Origin of the sequence: Methylobacterium sp. WL103 (assembly GCF_008039885.1) — a bacterium.
Taxonomy (GTDB): Bacteria; Pseudomonadota; Alphaproteobacteria; order Rhizobiales; family Beijerinckiaceae; genus Methylobacterium; species Methylobacterium cerastii.
Genome location: NZ_VRUX01000048.1, coordinates 1 through 16,162 on the forward strand (window position 1 = coordinate 1; position 16,162 = coordinate 16,162).

At 70.3% G+C, this 16,162-nt stretch carries 14 protein-coding genes and 2 pseudogenes; 4 read left to right on the forward strand and 12 right to left on the reverse strand.

The genetic code is table 11. From position 1 onward, the window contains the following. From FV222_RS05655 to FV222_RS05680, 6 genes and pseudogenes are all read right to left on the reverse strand, one after another. Nucleotides 1-977: DUF4167 domain-containing protein (locus FV222_RS05655; RefSeq protein ID WP_348644930.1), on the reverse strand; the 977-nt coding region annotated here is incomplete at its 3' end. A 477-nt stretch (nucleotides 978-1,454) separates the two neighbouring features. Then, nucleotides 1,455-2,345 (reverse strand): peptide chain release factor N(5)-glutamine methyltransferase, encoded by an 891-nt coding sequence (gene prmC / locus FV222_RS05660; protein ID WP_246685336.1) that lies wholly within the window; start codon nucleotides 2,343-2,345, stop codon nucleotides 1,455-1,457. Between the two features lie 196 nt (nucleotides 2,346-2,541). Beyond that, complete coding sequence (gene prfA / locus FV222_RS05665; RefSeq protein ID WP_147751084.1) at nucleotides 2,542-3,627, reverse strand: peptide chain release factor 1; 1,086 nt, start codon at nucleotides 3,625-3,627, stop codon at nucleotides 2,542-2,544. A gap of 60 nt (nucleotides 3,628-3,687) precedes the next feature. Continuing rightward, a pseudogene (gene ptsP, locus FV222_RS05670) lies at nucleotides 3,688-5,301 on the reverse strand (phosphoenolpyruvate--protein phosphotransferase); the annotation flags it as partial. Nucleotides 5,302-5,442: 141 nt separating this feature from the next. Continuing rightward, on the reverse strand, nucleotides 5,443-5,886 hold the full coding sequence (locus FV222_RS05675; RefSeq protein ID WP_147813377.1) for a DUF3828 domain-containing protein: 444 nt from the start codon (nucleotides 5,884-5,886) through the stop codon (nucleotides 5,443-5,445). After that, nucleotides 5,883-6,821, reverse strand: a complete 939-nt coding sequence (locus FV222_RS05680) for a glycine--tRNA ligase subunit alpha (RefSeq protein WP_147813379.1) — start codon at nucleotides 6,819-6,821, stop codon at nucleotides 5,883-5,885. Before FV222_RS05680 ends, FV222_RS05675 begins: the two co-directional genes overlap by 4 nt. A gap of 213 nt (nucleotides 6,822-7,034) precedes the next feature. Here FV222_RS05680 and FV222_RS05685 point away from each other — a divergent pair, with 213 nt between their 5' ends. Beyond that, nucleotides 7,035-7,298 carry a hypothetical protein gene (locus tag FV222_RS05685; protein WP_147761471.1) on the forward strand — a complete coding sequence of 88 codons (264 nt, stop codon included), beginning with the start codon at nucleotides 7,035-7,037 and terminating at the stop codon, nucleotides 7,296-7,298. 21 nt (nucleotides 7,299-7,319) lie between these two features. Here the strand turns inward: FV222_RS05685 and FV222_RS05690 are convergent, their stop codons facing one another. After that, nucleotides 7,320-8,174 (reverse strand): S49 family peptidase, encoded by an 855-nt coding sequence (locus tag FV222_RS05690; RefSeq protein ID WP_147761472.1) that lies wholly within the window; start codon nucleotides 8,172-8,174, stop codon nucleotides 7,320-7,322. Nucleotides 8,175-8,391: 217 nt separating this feature from the next. Here FV222_RS05690 and FV222_RS05695 point away from each other — a divergent pair, with 217 nt between their 5' ends. Next, on the forward strand, nucleotides 8,392-8,667 hold the full coding sequence (locus tag FV222_RS05695; RefSeq protein ID WP_147813381.1) for a hypothetical protein: 276 nt from the start codon (nucleotides 8,392-8,394) through the stop codon (nucleotides 8,665-8,667). 72 nt (nucleotides 8,668-8,739) lie between these two features. Here FV222_RS05695 and FV222_RS05700 read toward each other — a convergent pair whose 3' ends face one another. Beyond that, nucleotides 8,740-9,501 carry a methyltransferase gene (locus FV222_RS05700; RefSeq protein WP_147813383.1) on the reverse strand — a complete coding sequence of 254 codons (762 nt, stop codon included), beginning with the start codon at nucleotides 9,499-9,501 and terminating at the stop codon, nucleotides 8,740-8,742. A gap of 2 nt (nucleotides 9,502-9,503) precedes the next feature. Next, nucleotides 9,504-9,734 carry a DUF2007 domain-containing protein gene (locus FV222_RS05705; protein WP_147751062.1) on the reverse strand — a complete coding sequence of 77 codons (231 nt, stop codon included), beginning with the start codon at nucleotides 9,732-9,734 and terminating at the stop codon, nucleotides 9,504-9,506. A 163-nt stretch (nucleotides 9,735-9,897) separates the two neighbouring features. On the opposite strand from FV222_RS05705, the gene FV222_RS05710 reads away from it, so the two are divergent. Continuing rightward, nucleotides 9,898-10,920: a polyprenyl synthetase family protein gene (locus FV222_RS05710; RefSeq protein WP_187277230.1), complete on the forward strand. Its 1,023-nt coding sequence runs from the start codon at nucleotides 9,898-9,900 to the stop codon at nucleotides 10,918-10,920. Between the two features lie 36 nt (nucleotides 10,921-10,956). On the opposite strand, the gene FV222_RS05715 is transcribed toward FV222_RS05710, so the two are convergent. The 3 genes from FV222_RS05715 to FV222_RS05725 all read right to left on the reverse strand — a co-directional run bounded on the left by FV222_RS05715 (nucleotide 10,957) and on the right by FV222_RS05725 (nucleotide 15,750). Next, nucleotides 10,957-11,829 (reverse strand): 4-(cytidine 5'-diphospho)-2-C-methyl-D-erythritol kinase, encoded by an 873-nt coding sequence (locus tag FV222_RS05715; protein WP_147751064.1) that lies wholly within the window; start codon nucleotides 11,827-11,829, stop codon nucleotides 10,957-10,959. A gap of 115 nt (nucleotides 11,830-11,944) precedes the next feature. Continuing rightward, complete coding sequence (locus FV222_RS05720; RefSeq protein ID WP_147813387.1) at nucleotides 11,945-13,813, reverse strand: tetratricopeptide repeat protein; 1,869 nt, start codon at nucleotides 13,811-13,813, stop codon at nucleotides 11,945-11,947. 263 nt (nucleotides 13,814-14,076) lie between these two features. Then, the gene (locus FV222_RS05725; RefSeq protein WP_147813388.1) at nucleotides 14,077-15,750 is read right to left on the reverse strand and encodes an electron transfer flavoprotein-ubiquinone oxidoreductase; all 1,674 of its coding nucleotides are present in this window, start codon (nucleotides 15,748-15,750) and stop codon (nucleotides 14,077-14,079) included. A 239-nt stretch (nucleotides 15,751-15,989) separates the two neighbouring features. Between FV222_RS05725 and FV222_RS30990 the strand changes: the two are divergent. Then, nucleotides 15,990-16,162 (forward strand): annotated as a pseudogene (locus FV222_RS30990) (uracil-DNA glycosylase); the annotation flags it as partial.

Below are 16,162 nucleotides of genomic sequence, written 5' to 3' on the forward strand. Positions count from 1 at the left end.
GCCGGGGAGTCCGGGCGCACCGGCGCTTCGGCACGCACGGGCGCCTCGGCGCGGACGGGTGCCTCGGTGCGGACGTCCTGGCGCGACTCGCGGCGCGGCTGTTCCGTGCGTCCGTTCTCGTAGCGGCTGTCGCGCGGCGCGTCGGTGCGGGGCTGCTCCTGGCGCGACGGGTCCTGTCGCGCGATGTCCTGCCGAGACACGTCCTCGCGCGGCTGGTCCCGGCGGGTGAACTCGGCCCGGTTCTCTTGCCGGTTCTCTTGCCTGTTCTCCTGGCGAGGATACTCCTGCCGCCCGTTCTCTTGGCGCCCGTTCTCTTGGCGCCCGTTCTCTTGCCGCCCGTTCTCCTGGCGATTGAAGGTCTGCCGGGGCGCGTCCTGACGGTCGTAGTCGGAGCGCTGGCCGTTATCCTGGCGCGGCTGATCCTGCCGATTGCCGTCCTGACGGTTGCCGTCCGGGCGCTGGTTGTCGAAGCGGGCGCCGTTGTCGAAGCGCGGCCGGTCGTTGCGGTTGTTCTGGAAGCGGTCGCGGCGCTCCTGCCGGTCGCCGCGGTTCTGGTTTTGGCCGAACCGGTCGTTCTGGCCGCGATCGTTCTGGTTGCGATCCTGGCGCCCGTCCTGCTGGCCGCCCTCGCCGCGGTTGTCGTAGGGCTGCGGCTGCTGGCCGGGATCGCCGTACTCGGCGGCGTAGCCGGCATAGCCCTGGCCGTTGGCCTCGCCGCCCTGCTCGTCGTCACCGTCTTCCATGTCGTCGTCGTAGGCGCGGGAGGCGTAGCCGGCGCCAGCCTGCGGGCGGCCCTGCTCCTGGGCGCCGGAGATGATCCGGAAATAGTGCTCGCCGTGCTGGAAATAGTTTTCCGCCGCCACCGGGTCGCCCGCCGCCTGCGCGTCGCGCGCGAGCTGCGCGTACTTGTCGGCGATATGCTGGGCGGTGCCGCGGACTTTGACGTCGGGACCGTTGGATTCGTAGGACCGCGTCAACGGATTCGGGCCCTTCGGCCGGTTCCGGCCGCGCACCCGTCGGTTCTGGTTTGGTCTCATCGGTCTCAGATGACCCTCGTTACTGCGAGCGCGTCTGGTCTGGGGTTCGGGCTGTGGGGCCGGGCTCCCGAGGCGCCGCCAGGCGGGTCCTCGCCGGCGCCCGCGGAGGGATCATCGGACTTGATCCACGAACCGCTCGCCTACCAGCCGTCTGTCCCGATACCTCGGGGCCTACGCTTGCGTCCAAGACGCGTGTCGATTGTCCGGTTCGAAAACCGCCGCGCCGCTGCTCGAATCCGAGCCTGCGTCTGATCGGCGGTGGAGCGCTCGGCCGACATCCCGCGAAGGATGACCCATGCCGAACCTACGATCGGTACTCTTAACGGATCGTCCACGAACCGCAAGTCGCACGGGCCGTTCCTGCAAAAACGTGATGGGGATTTCGTCGCCTTTCGCAGGATCGTTGCCGCGAATCCGCTACGCGGACACCGCTTCGGCGCTCGAGGTGAACGATGCGACCCGTGCGTGCCCGGCGAGATCGCGCACGATGCCGCCCGGTCGAAGGCCGGCCGTCGCCCCCAAGTCGGTCACGGCCTCGGCCTGATCGTAGCCGATTTCGAGATGGAGCGAGCCGCCCGGCGCCAGCAGGCCCCGAGACACCGCCCCAACGATCCGCCGATAGGCGCCGAGGCTGTCATCGCCGCCGTCGAGGGCCGCGAGGGGGTCGTGCTCGCGCACCTCGCGGTCGAGCCCAGTGATCACCGGGCTCGCGATATAGGGCGGGTTCGAGACCACGCGGTCGAACGGGGCGCCGAGGGCATCGCACCAATCGCCGGCGACGAAGCCGGCGCGCTCGGCGACGCCGTTGTCGCGCGCGTTCGCGCGCGCCGTCCTCAGGGCGCCCCACGACCGGTCTAGCCCGATCCCGGTGGCGTTCGGCAGCGCGCTCAGCAAGGCGACGAGGATGCAGCCGCTGCCGGTGCCGAGATCGAGGATGCGGACCGGCGCCGCGTGGTCGGGGATCGAGGCGAGCGTCGCCTCGACCAGGGTCTCGGTGTCCGGCCGTGGCACCAGCGTCTCCGGCGACAGGCGGAACGGCAAGCCCCAGAACTCCCACGCCCCGAGGATGCGAGCCACGGGCTCGCCGGACAGGCGGCGCCTTGCTGCGACCTCCAGCCTATTCGCCTCTCCCGGCCCGAGTACACGTTGCCCGTGCAGCGCGAGGTCGATCGCGCGAAGATCGAGCACGCCGAGCATCAGGAAGCGGGCGTCGCCCTCGGGCACACCCTCGGCTACGAAGGTGCTGGTGAGACGCCGAAGCGCATCGCTGCGGCTGTCGGCGGGATGCACGATCGCTGCGGCGCTCAAGGCTGCTTCGCCGAGGCCCGCAATTCAGCGGATGCAACAGCGGCACGCTGTCCGAGCATGGCGCGGGTCCCCTCTTCCGGGGCGGAGGGGGACAGGGTGAGGGATGAGAACCGTCCGGAGAGGTCACGCCCCTCACCCCACCCCTCTCCCCATGGGAGAGGGAGCCGCGCTGCGGCCAGCCTTACGCGGTACGGGCTCACGACATGCCTTCGGCGGCCAGCAGCTCGGCTTGGTGCTCGGTGACCAGGGCGTCGACGAGTTCGTCCAGCGCGGTGCCGGCGAGCATCTCCTCCAGCTTGTACAGGGTGAGGTTGATGCGGTGGTCGGTGACCCGGCCTTGCGGGAAGTTGTAGGTGCGGATGCGCTCGGAGCGGTCGCCGGTGCCGACCTGCGACTTGCGGTCGGCGGCGCGGACGGCATCCTTGGCTGTACGCTCGGCGTCGTAGAGCTTGGCGCGCAGCAGCGACATCGCGCGGGCGCGGTTCTTGTGCTGGGAGCGCTCCTCCTGGACGAAGATCACGATCCCCGACGGCAGGTGGGTGATGCGGATCGCCGATTCGGTCTTATTCACGTGCTGACCGCCGGCGCCCTGCGAGCGCATGGTGTCGATCTTCAGGTCGGAATCGTTGACGACGATGTCCACCTCCTCGGCCTCGGGCAGCACCGCCACGGTGGCGGCGGAGGTGTGGATCCGCCCCTGCGCCTCGGTGTCAGGCACGCGCTGGACGCGGTGAGCGCCGCTCTCGAACTTCAGGCGGGCGAACACGCCACGCCCCTTCACCTCCGCCACGACCTCGCGGTAGCCGCCGACCGTGCCCTCGCTCTCGGAGATCACCTCGACCTTCCAGCCCTTGGTGTCGGCGTACTTCGCGTACATCCGGAACAGGTCGCCGGCGAAGAGCGCCGCCTCGTCGCCGCCGGTGCCGGCTCGGATTTCGAGGATCGCGCTCTTCTCGTCGGCCGCGTCCTTGGGCAGCAGCATCAGCTGCAGATCGCGATGCGCCTTGATCAGCGCGTCCTCGGCGTCGGGCTTCTCGGCGGCGGCCAGCGCGCGCATCTCCGGGTCGCCGCCGGGCTCGTCGATCAGCGCTTCGACCTCGGCGAGGTTGGCGGCGGCGGCACGGTAGGCATGGATGCCGGCGACGACGGGATCGAGGTCCGACAGCTCGCGGGAGAGCTGGACGATGCTCTCCGAGCTTCCGTCGCCAGCCGCGAGGGTGCCGGTGACGATGTCGTGGCGCACGAGGATGGCGTCGAGGCGGTCGGGGGGAAAGGGAATCATCGACCGGGGTCTACTCTGGGACGCTGACGGAAACGAGACCGGTTTTGACGCGCAGTGCGCTCAGACCGGGATGCCGTGGGCCTTGGCGAAGGCGGCGAGCGCCGGGCGGAGCGAGGCGCCGTCGTGAGAGCGGGCCATCTCGGCGTCGATCACGTCGGCGATCGCCCGCGCGTCGAGGCTCAGCACCATCGCCTTGATCGGGCCGATGGAGGCCGGCGACATCGAGAGGTCGCGGAACCCCATCCCGATCAGCGCCATCGCTTCGAGCGGACGGCCGCCGATCTCGCCGCACACCGTCACCGGGCACCCGGCCGCGTCGGCGCGCTCGGCGATCAGCCGGAAGGCGCGGATCGCGGCGGCGCAGAGCGGATCGAACCGGTCGGCGACCCGGCGGTTCTCGCGATCGACCGCGAACAGGAACTGCATGAGGTCGTTCGAGCCGACCGACAGGAAGTCGGCGACCTTCGCGATTTCGTCGATCTGGAACAGCAGCGAGGGCACCTCGACCATGGCGCCGAGGCGGCAATCGCTCGGAAGCGGATGGCCGTGGCGGCGCAGGTGCGCCTTCTCGCGATCGACGATGGCCTTGGCCCGCACGAACTCGTCGACGGTGGCCACCATCGGGAACATGATCTTGAGCGGCCGCCCGGCCGCCGCCCGCAGCAGCGCCCGCAGCTGGACCCGCAGCAGCGCCGGCCGGTCGAGGCCGATGCGGATCGCGCGCCAGCCGAGCGCCGGGTTCTCCTCCTCGAGCTTGGGCATGTACGGCAGGATCTTGTCGCCGCCGATGTCGAGCGTCCGGATCGTCACCGGCCGGTCGCCGGTGGCGGAAAACACCGCCTCGTAGAGCGCCTGCTGCTCGGCCGCCGACGGCATCCGCTGCGCCACCATGAACTGCAGCTCGGTGCGGAACAGGCCGATGCCCTCGGCGCCGGTTTCGTTCAGGTGCCCGAGGTCGACGAGGAGGCCGGCGTTGAGGTGGAGCCCGATGCGGATGCCGTCGCGGGTGATCGCGGGCACGTCGCGCAGCGCCCGATATTGTTCCTGCCGCTTGGCGCGCAGGCGCACCATCTCGGCATAGGCCGCCTCGATCTCGGGTCCGGGGCGGACCTGGACCTCGCCCGAGACGCCGTCGACGATGATCGCATCGCCGGAATCGCAGAGCGCCGTCGCGTTCTCGACCTCGCCGACGGCGGGGATGCCCAAAGCCCGCGCGACGATCGCGATATGGCTGGTCGGGCCGCCCTCCTCCAGCACCACGCCGCGCAACCGAGACGGGTCGTAGTCGAGGAGCGCCGCCGGCCCCATCGAGCGGGCGACCAGGATGGCGTTGTCGGGCAGGAACGCGCCTGAGCCCGCGCCCTCCTGGCCGGTGAGGCGGCGCAGCAGGCGGTTGGCGAGGTCGTCGAGGTCGTGCAGGCGGTCGCGCAGGTACGGGTCGCTCTGGCGCATCATCCGCGCGCGGTTGTCCGACTGGACCCGCTCGACCGCGGCCTCCGCGGTGAGGCCGGAGACCACCGCCTCGCGCATCCGGCGCAGCCAGCCCTTGTCGTGGGCGAACATGCGCACCGTCTCCAGCACTTCTCGCGATTCGCCGGTGCCGATCTTGTCGCCGCGCTCGACCAGGGCGTCGGTGACGAGCTTCTTCAGGTCCTCGGCCGCACGCCGCTGCATGCGGGCCGGGATTTCTTCGGAGCGGAGTTCGAGCAGCAAATCGGGCATGCGCGCGGGAATAGACGCCCGCTCGGCGTCCGTCGAGACGAAGCGACGCGGAAGGCGCGGGATGCCACCGCCGATATCCGCTTCGCGATGCGCCTATGGCAGCTTCGACGACAGGATTGTCACCAGATCCCAGGTCTGGCCTGTCATCGACCGCACGTCGGCGATCAGCCAGCGCCCGTCCTCGCGCACGAGATCGTAGCGCAGATCCTGCGGCGTGAAGTTGCGGAAGGTCGCCTGCACCTGCGCGCGTTCATGATCGTCAGAGAGCGCGACCAGCTTCAGAGTCTTTTGCCAATTCGCCTCGGTGTCCTGCCCGTTGACAGTGAACGCGAAATCGAGGCGGCCGACCTCGTTCCCGGCCTCGCGGCGATCCCGCTCGTAGAGCGCGCGCAGACGCTTGGCGTAGAAGCCGACGGCCCCGGTGTCGTCCTTGGCGTAGAAGGCGCGCACGGTCTCGACCGGGTCGGTGGCGGATTGCGCCGCAGCTGGATTGGCGAGGCAGACCAGGGCCAAGGCGGCGAGCGCGACGCGGTTCATGCCGCGGCCGGGGCGCCGCCGGCCTCCGTCAGCAGCCAGGCTGCGCCGCAGGCCTTGGCCAGCTCGCGCACCCGCAGGATGTAGCTCTGGCGCTCGGTCACCGAGATCACGCCGCGTGCGTCGAGCAGGTTGAAGACGTGGCTCGCCTTGATGCACTGGTCGTAGGCCGGCTGCACCATGCGATGGCGGGCGCCCTCGCGCTCCGGCGCGCCGGCGTCGAGGTAGCTGCGGCAGGCCTTTTCGGCGTCGGCGAATTGGCGGAACAGCATCGTCGTGTCGGCCGCCTCGAAGTTGTGCCGCGAGTATTCCTGCTCGGCCTGCAGGAACACGTCGCCGTAGGTCACCTTGTCGGCGCCCGCGCCGCCGTTGAAGTTCAAATCGTAGACGTTCTCGACGCCCTGGACGTACATCGCCAGCCGCTCCAGCCCGTAGGTCAGCTCACCCGCCACCGGCGCGCATTCGAGGCCCGCGACCTGCTGGAAGTAGGTGAACTGGCTCACCTCCATGCCGTCGCACCAGCATTCCCAGCCAAGGCCCCAGGCGCCGAGGGTGGGGCTCTCCCAGTCGTCCTCGACGAAGCGGATGTCGTGCAGGGCGAGGTCGACGCCGATCGCGGCGAGCGATTCCAGGTAGAGCTCCTGCAGGTTGTCCGGGTTCGGCTTCAAGATCACCTGGAACTGGTAGTAGTGCTGCAGCCGGTTCGGGTTCTCGCCGTAGCGCCCGTCCTTCGGCCGGCGCGAGGGCTGCACGTAGGCGGCTTTCCAGGGCTTGGGCCCGAGCGCCCGCAGGGTCGTGGCCGGATGGAACGTGCCGGCGCCGACCTCCATGTCGTAGGGCTGCAAGATCACGCAGCCCTTGGCCGCCCAGAAGCGCTGCAGCGTCAGGATCAGGCCCTGGAACGAGGTCTTTGGGCTGAGATCGGCATCGCTCGGCATGGGGCTTCTTCGTCGTCGCGCGGGGGGAGGGCGCCCGGGGTTTAAGCGTGCGCCGCCCCATTGAGCAACCGCTAGGCCGGTGCGCGTGCGGGCCCGCACCGAATGTGGCGCAAATTCGACGGACAAGCGGAACCGTATCGGCACGGCCAAGTTTATTGCCCGACATCAGGATATCCGGCGCCCGCAGGGGCCGAACGCCACGGAACATCAGTCATGCGCAGCCTCGCCAAGAAGAACGTCACCGTCTTCGCGGTCCTCGTCGCCGCCTCGCTGGTCGCCACCCCCCTGGTGATGAGCGCCAGCAGCGCTTTCGCGACGGTGGAAGACACCGCCACGGTGACTGTGCCGGTCGCGGTGATGCCGGTCGAGGTCGCCCCGGTCGCGGCGCCCGCGATCAAGGCCGAGGGCTGCACCCGTAAAGTGCGGGTGGTCTACAGCGGCTACGGCACGCCGGACGCCACCTGCCTGGTCCGCTGATCGCCGGTTTGGCGGTCCCGCTCAGAGACCAAAGCGCGCCCAGGCGGCGCGCTCCTCCACCGCGGCAATCGTCTCGTCCGCAAGGCCGATCCCGCCCGGTGCCGCGCGACGCAAGAGGCGGCTGACGAACGACCCCTTCGCCTCCGCGACGAGCCGCATCTCGACGGTCTCGCCGAAGCGGGTCCTCAAGGTCGAACGGATGTCGCCAAGCGCGTCGACTAGACCGAGCTCCAACGCCTGCCGACCGGTCCAGATCGCGCCGGTGAACAGGTTCTCGCCGGCCTTCAAGGTCGGGCGCCGCGTCGTGACGAGGCTGGTGAACAGGTCCTGCACGTCCGCTTGGATGAGCAAAAGGCGCTCGACGTCGGCCGGGTCTTCCGGCCGGAACGGATCGAGCATCGCCTTGGCTTCGCCTTGGGTGTGGACGCGGCGCTCGACGCCGACGCGCGCGAGCAGCTTATCGAACCCGAAACCCGCCGAGACCACGCCGATCGAGCCGACCACCGAGGTCGGGTCGGCGACGATGGTGTCGGCCGCGCACGCGATCATGTAGCCGCCGGAGGCCGCCACGTCCTCGACGAAGGCGTAGACCGGCAGCTTCTTTTCCGTCGCCAGGTCGCGGATACGCCGGTGGATCAAGTGCGACTGGGCCGGCGCGCCGCCCGGCGAGTTGATCACGATCGCCACCGCCACCGCGCCCGGGGTTTCGAAGGCGCGCTCGAGGCTACCCGCCACGGTGCCGATCGACAGGCCGGGACGGAGCGGCGAGACCGCGCCGATGGCGCCATTCAACCGCACGACGGCGACGCGCGGGCGCGCCTTGCGGAAGCGCGCCGGCAGCAGGGCACGCACGAAGTCCGGAACGGCGAGGGGCATGGGGGCTCTGCTCGGGAAGAGTTGCGCCTTCCGAATTGGTCATCGGCACCGCTTGCGCAAGGCTTTCGCCAAGGGGCCGTCGTCGCACGACGAAGTGTTTCGCGTGTCGTCGATCGAACCGAAACAGGCCCATCGCCGTTTCAGGCCCGGCGGAGTGGTTTCCGTCCGGGCGGGGGCGCGATCCTCGACCGTGTCACAGGGAGGAGAGGACGTCTCGATGCGATCCTGGAAATTTCTGATGGTCGTGCTCGCGCTGCTCGGCGGCGCGACCGGGTTGAGCCTCTCGGCGAAGGCCGCCCCGATGAGCGTGCCGATCGCCGTCGCCCAGTCCGACGCCGAACCGCTCGTGCAGACCGCCCGCTGGCACGGCCGCCGGCACTGGCACCGCCATCACTGGCACCGGCATCACCGCTGGCACCGCCACCACCAGTGGCGCCGCCATCACCATCACCGCCACCATTTCGGGCATCACCGCCGCCTGCGGTTCTACTGAGATGCGCTCGGGCGGTGTCCAGCACGCCACCTGATCCATACCCTAGACGAACTCGGCCGGAGCGAAACGGCTTCATGGCGGCCACGGCCGGCCGCGATGTAGGGCGTCCGCCTCGGCGGTGAAGGCGCCGTCCGCCCCTTGGAGGACGAGGGACGGACGCAGTTCCAGGGCGGCGCGGCTCCCCTTGGTCGCGCTGACGAGGATGCGGATCGCCGGACGATCCGCCCGGGCGTGGACCGGGCGGATCGCGACGCCGCCGAACCGATTGCGCAGGGCGTCGAGGCAGAGCGGTAGCGCGTCGGCCCTGTGGATCAGCCCGAGCCGGCCGCCGGCCCGCAGAAGGTCGGTGCAAGTGCGGATCCAGGCCTCCAATCCGCCGGGGGGAAATGCGTGCGCGGCCGCCTTGCCTGCATCCGGCGACGGGCGGTGGCGACCGGCCTCGAAGAACGGCGGGTTGGTCAGCACGATGTCGGCGCTGCCGGAGACGAGGGTGGCGGCTCGGCGTTCTGCCCCTGGACCGAGCACGTCGGCCTCGACGACCGAGACGCGATTAGCCATCGCGTTGGCCTCGGCGTTCCGGCGCGCCAATGCGGCGAGGTCGGGCGCGCGCTCGACCAGGATGACGCGGCTGCCCGGCGCGCGGATGCCAGCGGCGAGCCCGACGGCGCCCGTCCCGGCTCCGACGTCGCAGATCACGTCCCCGGCCCTCGGTTCGATCAGGCGCGAAAGAAGCACCGCGTCGGTCCCAGCACGGTGGCTCCCGCGCGGCGGCTGCAGCAGGCGCAAGGACCCGCCGAGGAAGTCGTCCGGCGCGGCATCCGAGGTCTGGCGCATGGTCAGGCGGTCGCGTCCCGCAGCTCGTGGCCGAGCCCGGCGTCGCGCAGGAGCCGGCGGGCCTGGGCCGCATGGTCGCCGGGCACCAGCAGGCGGCGGGGGAAGGCGCCGATCGAACCCTCCATCAGGCTCATGTGGTTGTCGGCCACGAGGACCGGGATATCAGCGCCCTCGAGCAGCGATTGCGCGAAGCCGATCAGGACGATGTCATTGGTGCGGATCAGTTCGGTCATCGCGGCCCCGTTCGCGGGTGGAGGGCGCTTTCGTCGCGTGCGCCGATCCATGCGGCGGCACCATATCCGGTTTCACGCGCGCATGTTGCGGTGCCCTGAAGCCCGTGCGAAGGGGTGGCGCATCGCGCGCTGCAATCAAAGATCGGTCTGGAGGCATCGGACCTTGGGTGTCGTCGTTTCCATCGAAGAGGGCCGCGCCGACGCGGAGGCGAGCTTGGCCGACCTCGTGGCCTTGGTCTCGGGTGGCATGGAGCGGGTGAACGCCCAGATCCTGTCGCGCACCGGATCGGACGTGGCGATGATCCCCGAGGTCGCCAACCACCTGATCGATTCCGGCGGCAAGCGACTGCGCCCGATCCTCACGCTCGCGAGCGCGGACCTCTGCGGCTATGCGGGGATCGACGGCGACGTGAAGCTCGCCGCCAGCGTCGAATTCATGCACACCGCGACCCTGCTGCACGACGACGTGGTCGACGGCAGCGACATGCGCCGCGGCCGGGTCGCCGCACGGATCAAGTGGGGCAACGAGGCGAGCGTGCTCGTCGGCGACTTCCTGCTGGGCCAGGCCTTCCGGATGATGGTCGAGGTCGGGTCGCTGCGCGCCCTCGACATCCTCTCGGCCGCCGCCACCGTGATCGCCGAGGGCGAGGTGATGCAGCTCACCGCCGCCAAGAACACCGGCACCTCGGAGGACGAGTACCTCGCGGTGATCCGCGCCAAGACCGCCGAGCTGTTCGCAGCCGCCTGCGAAGTCGGCCCGGTACTGGCCGGGCGCCCGGTCGCGGAGCAGGAGGCGTGCCGCGCCTACGGCATGAACCTGGGCATCGCCTTCCAGCTGATCGACGACGTGCTCGATTACGGCGGCACCAGCGCGGCCCTCGGCAAGAACGTCGGCGACGACTTCCGCGAGGGTAAGATCACGCTGCCGATCGTGCTCGCGGTGCGCCGCGGCACCGAGGAAGAGCGCACGTTCTGGCAGCGGACGCTGGAGCAGGGCGCGCTGGAGGAGGGCGACCTCGAGACCGCCCACACGATCCTGCGGCGCCACCACGCCCTCGAGGAAACGGTGGCGCGCGCCCGCGAGTACGGCACGCTGGCGCGGGACGCGCTCGATCCGTTCCCGGAAAGCCCGATGAAGTCGGCGCTGCTGCAGGTCGTGGATTTCTGCGTCTCGCGCGTCCACTGATCCTCGTCGTGGCGAGCCGGCGCCTGCGCCGGCCCGTCAGCGCAGGTAGGTCGCGACGGTCCACCAACCAGGCTGGGCCGAACCGATGGCCCGGGCCGCGCGCGAGGCCGCATGCCGGTCGGCGAACACGGCGAACACCGTCGCGCCCGAACCCGACATCCGCGCAAGCCGGCACCCGGGCTGGGTACGCAACGCCGTCAGCGCCGTGCCGATCACCGGCGCCACGGTGAGTGCCGGCGCTTCGAGGTCGTTGCGCGCCGGCCTGATCGCCGCGAGCAGCGTGTCGGCGTCGCCGCCGCCGATCTCGGGATGCGCCGCGCCGTCGAGCCTGTCTCCGACCTGAAGTCCGAGCGCCTTGAACACGGGGGCCGTCGGCACCGGCACGCCGGGATTGATCAGCACCGCCGGCAGCGGTGCGATCCCAAGCGTCGGGCCGATCTCCTCGCCGGCGCCCCGCATCATCCGCGCCCGCGGATCGAGGCAGACCGGTACGTCGGCCCCCGTCGCCCGCGCGGCGGCGATCACCGCGGGGTGGTCGAGGGCGAGCCCGTTCAGCTCCGCGAGGAGACGCAGGGCGGCCGCCGCATCCGACGACCCGCCGCCGATGCCCGCCGCCACCGGCAGGCGCTTGACGAGGTCGAACGCCCCGACCTTCAAATCCGGCACGCCGTCCGCGAGGTGCCGCGCCGCCCGGATCACGAGGTTGTCCCCGGTCGGCCCGGCCGGCCCGGCGGTCGGGCCGCTCACCGCGAGCGACAGCGCGGCACCGGGATCGAGGGTCAGCGTGTCGCAAGCGCCGGCAAACGCCACGAGGCTTTCGAGCACGTGATACCCGTCGCCGGGGCGACGCCCGAGGACGTGCAAGGTGAGGTTGATCTTCGCAGGAGCGCGGGTGGTGAGACGTGCCATCGCGTATTCTGGACCGATGTGGACGACGCCTCCAGCGAAGATGCGCCGCAAAGAAATGCCGGCTACCCTGGTTGGCAGCCGGCATGAACGATGGATTGAATCGGTGAAAGGCCGTTCAGCCGCCGCTCTTCTTGTCGGCCGCGCCGGGGGCCTCGGTCGGGGCCGGGGCGCCCTTGGGAAGTTCCGGGTTCTCTGCATTGTGCGGCGCCGCCACCGGGGCCGGCGGGTTCTCGGCGGTGGCCGTCGGCTTGTCGGTGTCCGGCAGGCCGTTCTTCAGCTTCTCGTTGATCTGCACGAAGTCGTCCGGCTCGGGGTTGAGATCCTTGGCGTGCTGCCACTGGAACTTGCCTTCGAGGCGGCGGCCGGCGCGCCAGTAGGCGTCGCCGAGGTGGTCGTTGATGGTCGGGTCGCCCGGCTTCAGCTCGACGGCCTTTTCCAGCTCGCGCACGGCGTCGTCCCAACGGCCGAGGCGGAAATAGGCCCAGCCGAGGCTGTCGACGATCATGCCGTCGCGCGGGCTGGCGTCGGCCGCCTGCTTGAGCAGCTTGAAGGCGTCGTCGATGTTGATCTTCTGATCGACCCAGGAATAGCCGAGGTAGTTCAGCACCTGGGCCTTCGCCGCCGGCTGGCTCGCCGGGACCAGCTCCAGGGCCTTCTTCAAGTCGGCCTCGGCCTTCGGCCACTGCTTGGCGCGCTCGTAGGCGGTGCCGCGGAAGTAGTAGGTGGTCCAGAAGTTCGCCTGCGGCCGGTCGCCGATCAGAGCGATCGCGCGGCTGTAGGTCTCGGCCGCCTCCTCGTACTTCTTGCGCGAGCGCTGGACGTTGCCCAGCGCCGTGATGATGTCGATGTCGTCCGGGTGCGCCTTCATCGCGGCGTCGAGATATTGAAGCGCCTCGTCGCCCTTGCCCGCCTGCTCGAGGTTGAGGCCGATCTGGATGTCGGCGTTGAGCTTCAGCGGCGAGGTGGCGGGGATCTGGGCGTAGGCCTCGTTGGCCTTCTCCGGCTGCTTCATCCGGTCGAGGGTGTCGGCCAGCGTCAGGCGGGCCAGCGCGTGCTCGGGTGCGAGGTAGAGGGCGAGCCGCAGGTAGACCACCGCCGGCAGCTCGTCGCCCTGCGTGGAGCCGGCGGAGCCGAGCCCATACAGCACCTCGCCGGCGCCTTCCTGCGCGTTGGTGACAAGGCGGGCGAGCGGCTTGCCGGCCTTCAGCTTGTCGAGGGCGTCGCGCACGATCGGGTGGCGCGGCATCAGCGCGTCGAAGTCGGAATAGGCCTGGATCGCCAGGTCGGTGCGGCCGGCATTGGCCTCGAACCGGGCGTAGGCGTCGACGATGCGCAGAGTGTTCTTGTCGGCCTCGTAGGCCGCCTTGAGGCGGCGCTCGGCCTCGGCCTGGTCGCCGGTGACGCTGGCGATGAGGCCGGCATGGTAGTCGCGGAAGGTGTTGTAGTAGCGCTCACCCTTGAGCTTGCTCACGGTCTCGAGCGCCCGTTTGCCGTCTCCGGCGCCGGCATAGGCCCAGGCGGTGAGCAGCGTCGCGGTCAGGTCGGCGGCCGCGCCGCGTCCGCTGCGCGAAAAATTCTGGCGGGCGGCGGCCCACTGGCCGGCCTTGATCTGCCGCACGCCGAGCGAGAGCTGCGCGAGCCCGTTGGTGGAGTCGCGGTTGACGAGGCGTTCGGCCGCGCGGAAGGCGTCGGGCAGGGCGCCGTCGGCCAGGAGCGAGACGAAGGCACGCTCCAGAAGGTCGGTGTTGCGCGGGTCGGCCTTCACCGCCTCGCGGTAGAAGCTCGCAGCCGCCGCGGTGTCGCGCGAGGCGCCGGCGATGTAGGCCGAGAGGAAGTTGCCTTCGAGGGACTCCGCCGGCTCGTATTCCGACATCGGGCTCGACTCCCGCGGCTGCACGGCGAGCGCGGGCCCGCACAGCGAGACGCTCGCGGCGAACGTCAGGGCGAGCACCGAACGGGTGCGACGGGGGCGGACATCGGTCATGGGCACCGTTCACGGCTCCTGCGGGCGCCGGCCCATCGCGGCCAGGCGGCGCCGAATTCGGCGGGGACACTGGACTCTTCCCGCCACGCCCGCAAGGCGAAAGGATGGCGCGGGCACGACCGCTCAAGGCCGCAGCACCCGTCGCGATTCTTAGGCTCGCAAGGCCGTGCGAGCGCGCTTTCCTTCCACCGGAGCCCTCCGGGAGAGGCGCGCTGCGTCGGAGACACGCTCTGCGCCGGAGCAGGTCTCCGGCCGCCTCCTGATCACATGTTCGGGTAGTTCGGTCCGCCCGGGCCCTCCGGCGTCACCCAATTGATGTTCTGGTTCGGGTCCTTGATATCGCAGGTCTTGCAGTGGACGCAGTTCTGCGCGTTGATCTGGTAGCGCACGCCGTCCCCGGCCGCCGCATCCTCGACCCACTCGTAGACGCCGGCCGGGCAGTAGCGCGCGGAGGGACCGCCGAACACGTCGTGCTCGGAGGCCTTCTGCAGGCCCACGTCCTTCACCTGCAGGTGGGGCGGCTGGTCCTCCTCGTGGTTGGTGTTCGAGAGGTAGACCGAGGAGAGCCGGTCGAAAGTGAGCTTGCCGTCGGGCTTCGGGTAGACGATCGGCGTCACCTCGGAGATCGGCTTGGTGCAGGCGTGGTCGGGCTTGCCGTGCTTGAGCGTGCCGAAGGGCGAGGCGTTGAGCAGCGTGTTCGACCACATGTCGAGGCCGCCGAGGCCCACGCCCGCGAGGGTGCCGTAGCGCGACCAGAGCGGCTTCACGTTGCGGACCGCCTTGAGGTCGGCGCCGATCGCGCTGTCGCGCCAGCCGGCGTCGTAGGCGGTGAGCTCGTCGCCCTGGCGGCCCGCCTTCAGCGCGTCGGCGATGGCGTCGGCCGCCTGCATGCCGGAGAGGACCGCGTTGTGCGAGCCCTTGATGCGCGGCACGTTCACGAAGCCGGCGGAATCGCCCACGAGGCAGCCGCCGGGGAAGACGAGCTTCGGCACCGACTGCCAGCCGCCTTCCATGATCGCGCGCGCGCCATAGCCGATGCGCTTGGCGCCCTCGAACACCTCGCGGATCATCGGGTGGGTCTTGAAGCGCTGGAACTCCTCGAACGGCGACAGGGTCGGGTTCTCGTAGTTCAGGTGGGTGACGAAGCCGACCGAGAGCAGGTGGTCGTCGAAGTGGTACAGCCACGAGCCGCCGCCGGCCTTGTTCGGCAGGGGCCAGCCCATCGAGTGGCGCACCAGGCCCGGCTCGAACTTGCCGGGCGCGAGCTGCCACAGCTCCTTCACGCCGAGCCCGTACTTCTGGTGGTCGCTGTGGCGGTTGAGGTCGAACCGGTCGATCAGGGTCTTGGTCAGCGATCCGCGGGCGCCCTCGCCAAAGATGACGTACTTACCGCGCAGCTCCATGCCGCGGGTGTAGTCGTCGCGCGGCTCGCCCGACTTGGCGATGCCGAGGTCGCCGGTGGCGATGCCGACGACGACGCCCCGGTCGTCGTAGAGCACCTCGGAGGCCGGGAAGCCCGGATAGATCTCGACGCCCAGCGCCTCGGCCTTGGCGCCGAGATACTTGGCGACGTTCGACAGCGAGCCGACGAAGTTGCCGTGGTTCGACATGAACTTGGGGAAGAACAGGTTCGGCATCGTCACGCCGCTGTTCTTGGTCAGGTACAGGAACTCGTCGCGCTCCACCGCGGTCTTCAGCGGCCGCTCGGAATCGTCGCGCCAGTCCGGCACCAGGGTATCGAGGCCCGACGGGTCGATCACGGCGCCCGAGAGGATGTGGGCGCCGACCTCGGAGCCCTTCTCGACGACGACGACGTTGATCTCGTCGCCGCTCTCATGGGCGTGCTGCTTCAGGCGGATGGCCGCGGCGAGGCCGGCCGGCCCCGCGCCGACGATGACCACGTCGAAATCCATGCCCTCGCGTTCGGGATGCGCCATGCCTGTCGTCTCCTGCCGTGTCTCTTTCGTGCGCCCGGACCGCCCGCTGACGCGGGCCGATCGGTGGATGCGCCGTGTGCTGTCGTTCTGAACCCGTTCCAATGTAGGTTGGCAAGCCGCCGCTGGCAGGGGAGAGCGCGCGCGAGCGGCCAAGTCGCGCATCGCGGCGTCTCGGCGCCGCGCGGCGACGGCACCGATGCCGCGTTGTCTACAGGTGCGTCACGCCCCACATCATGCCCATGACATCGTCGGCGGACGCACAGCGCGACCTGATCGCGTATCTCGATTTCCATGTGGAGAGCGGCGTCGACCTCGCCCTCGACGAGGCGCCGCACGACCGCTTCCAGGAAGCCGACACGCCGGCTCCGACCCTGCGCCGCACAGCACCCGCCCGCGACGCGCCCGTCGAGGC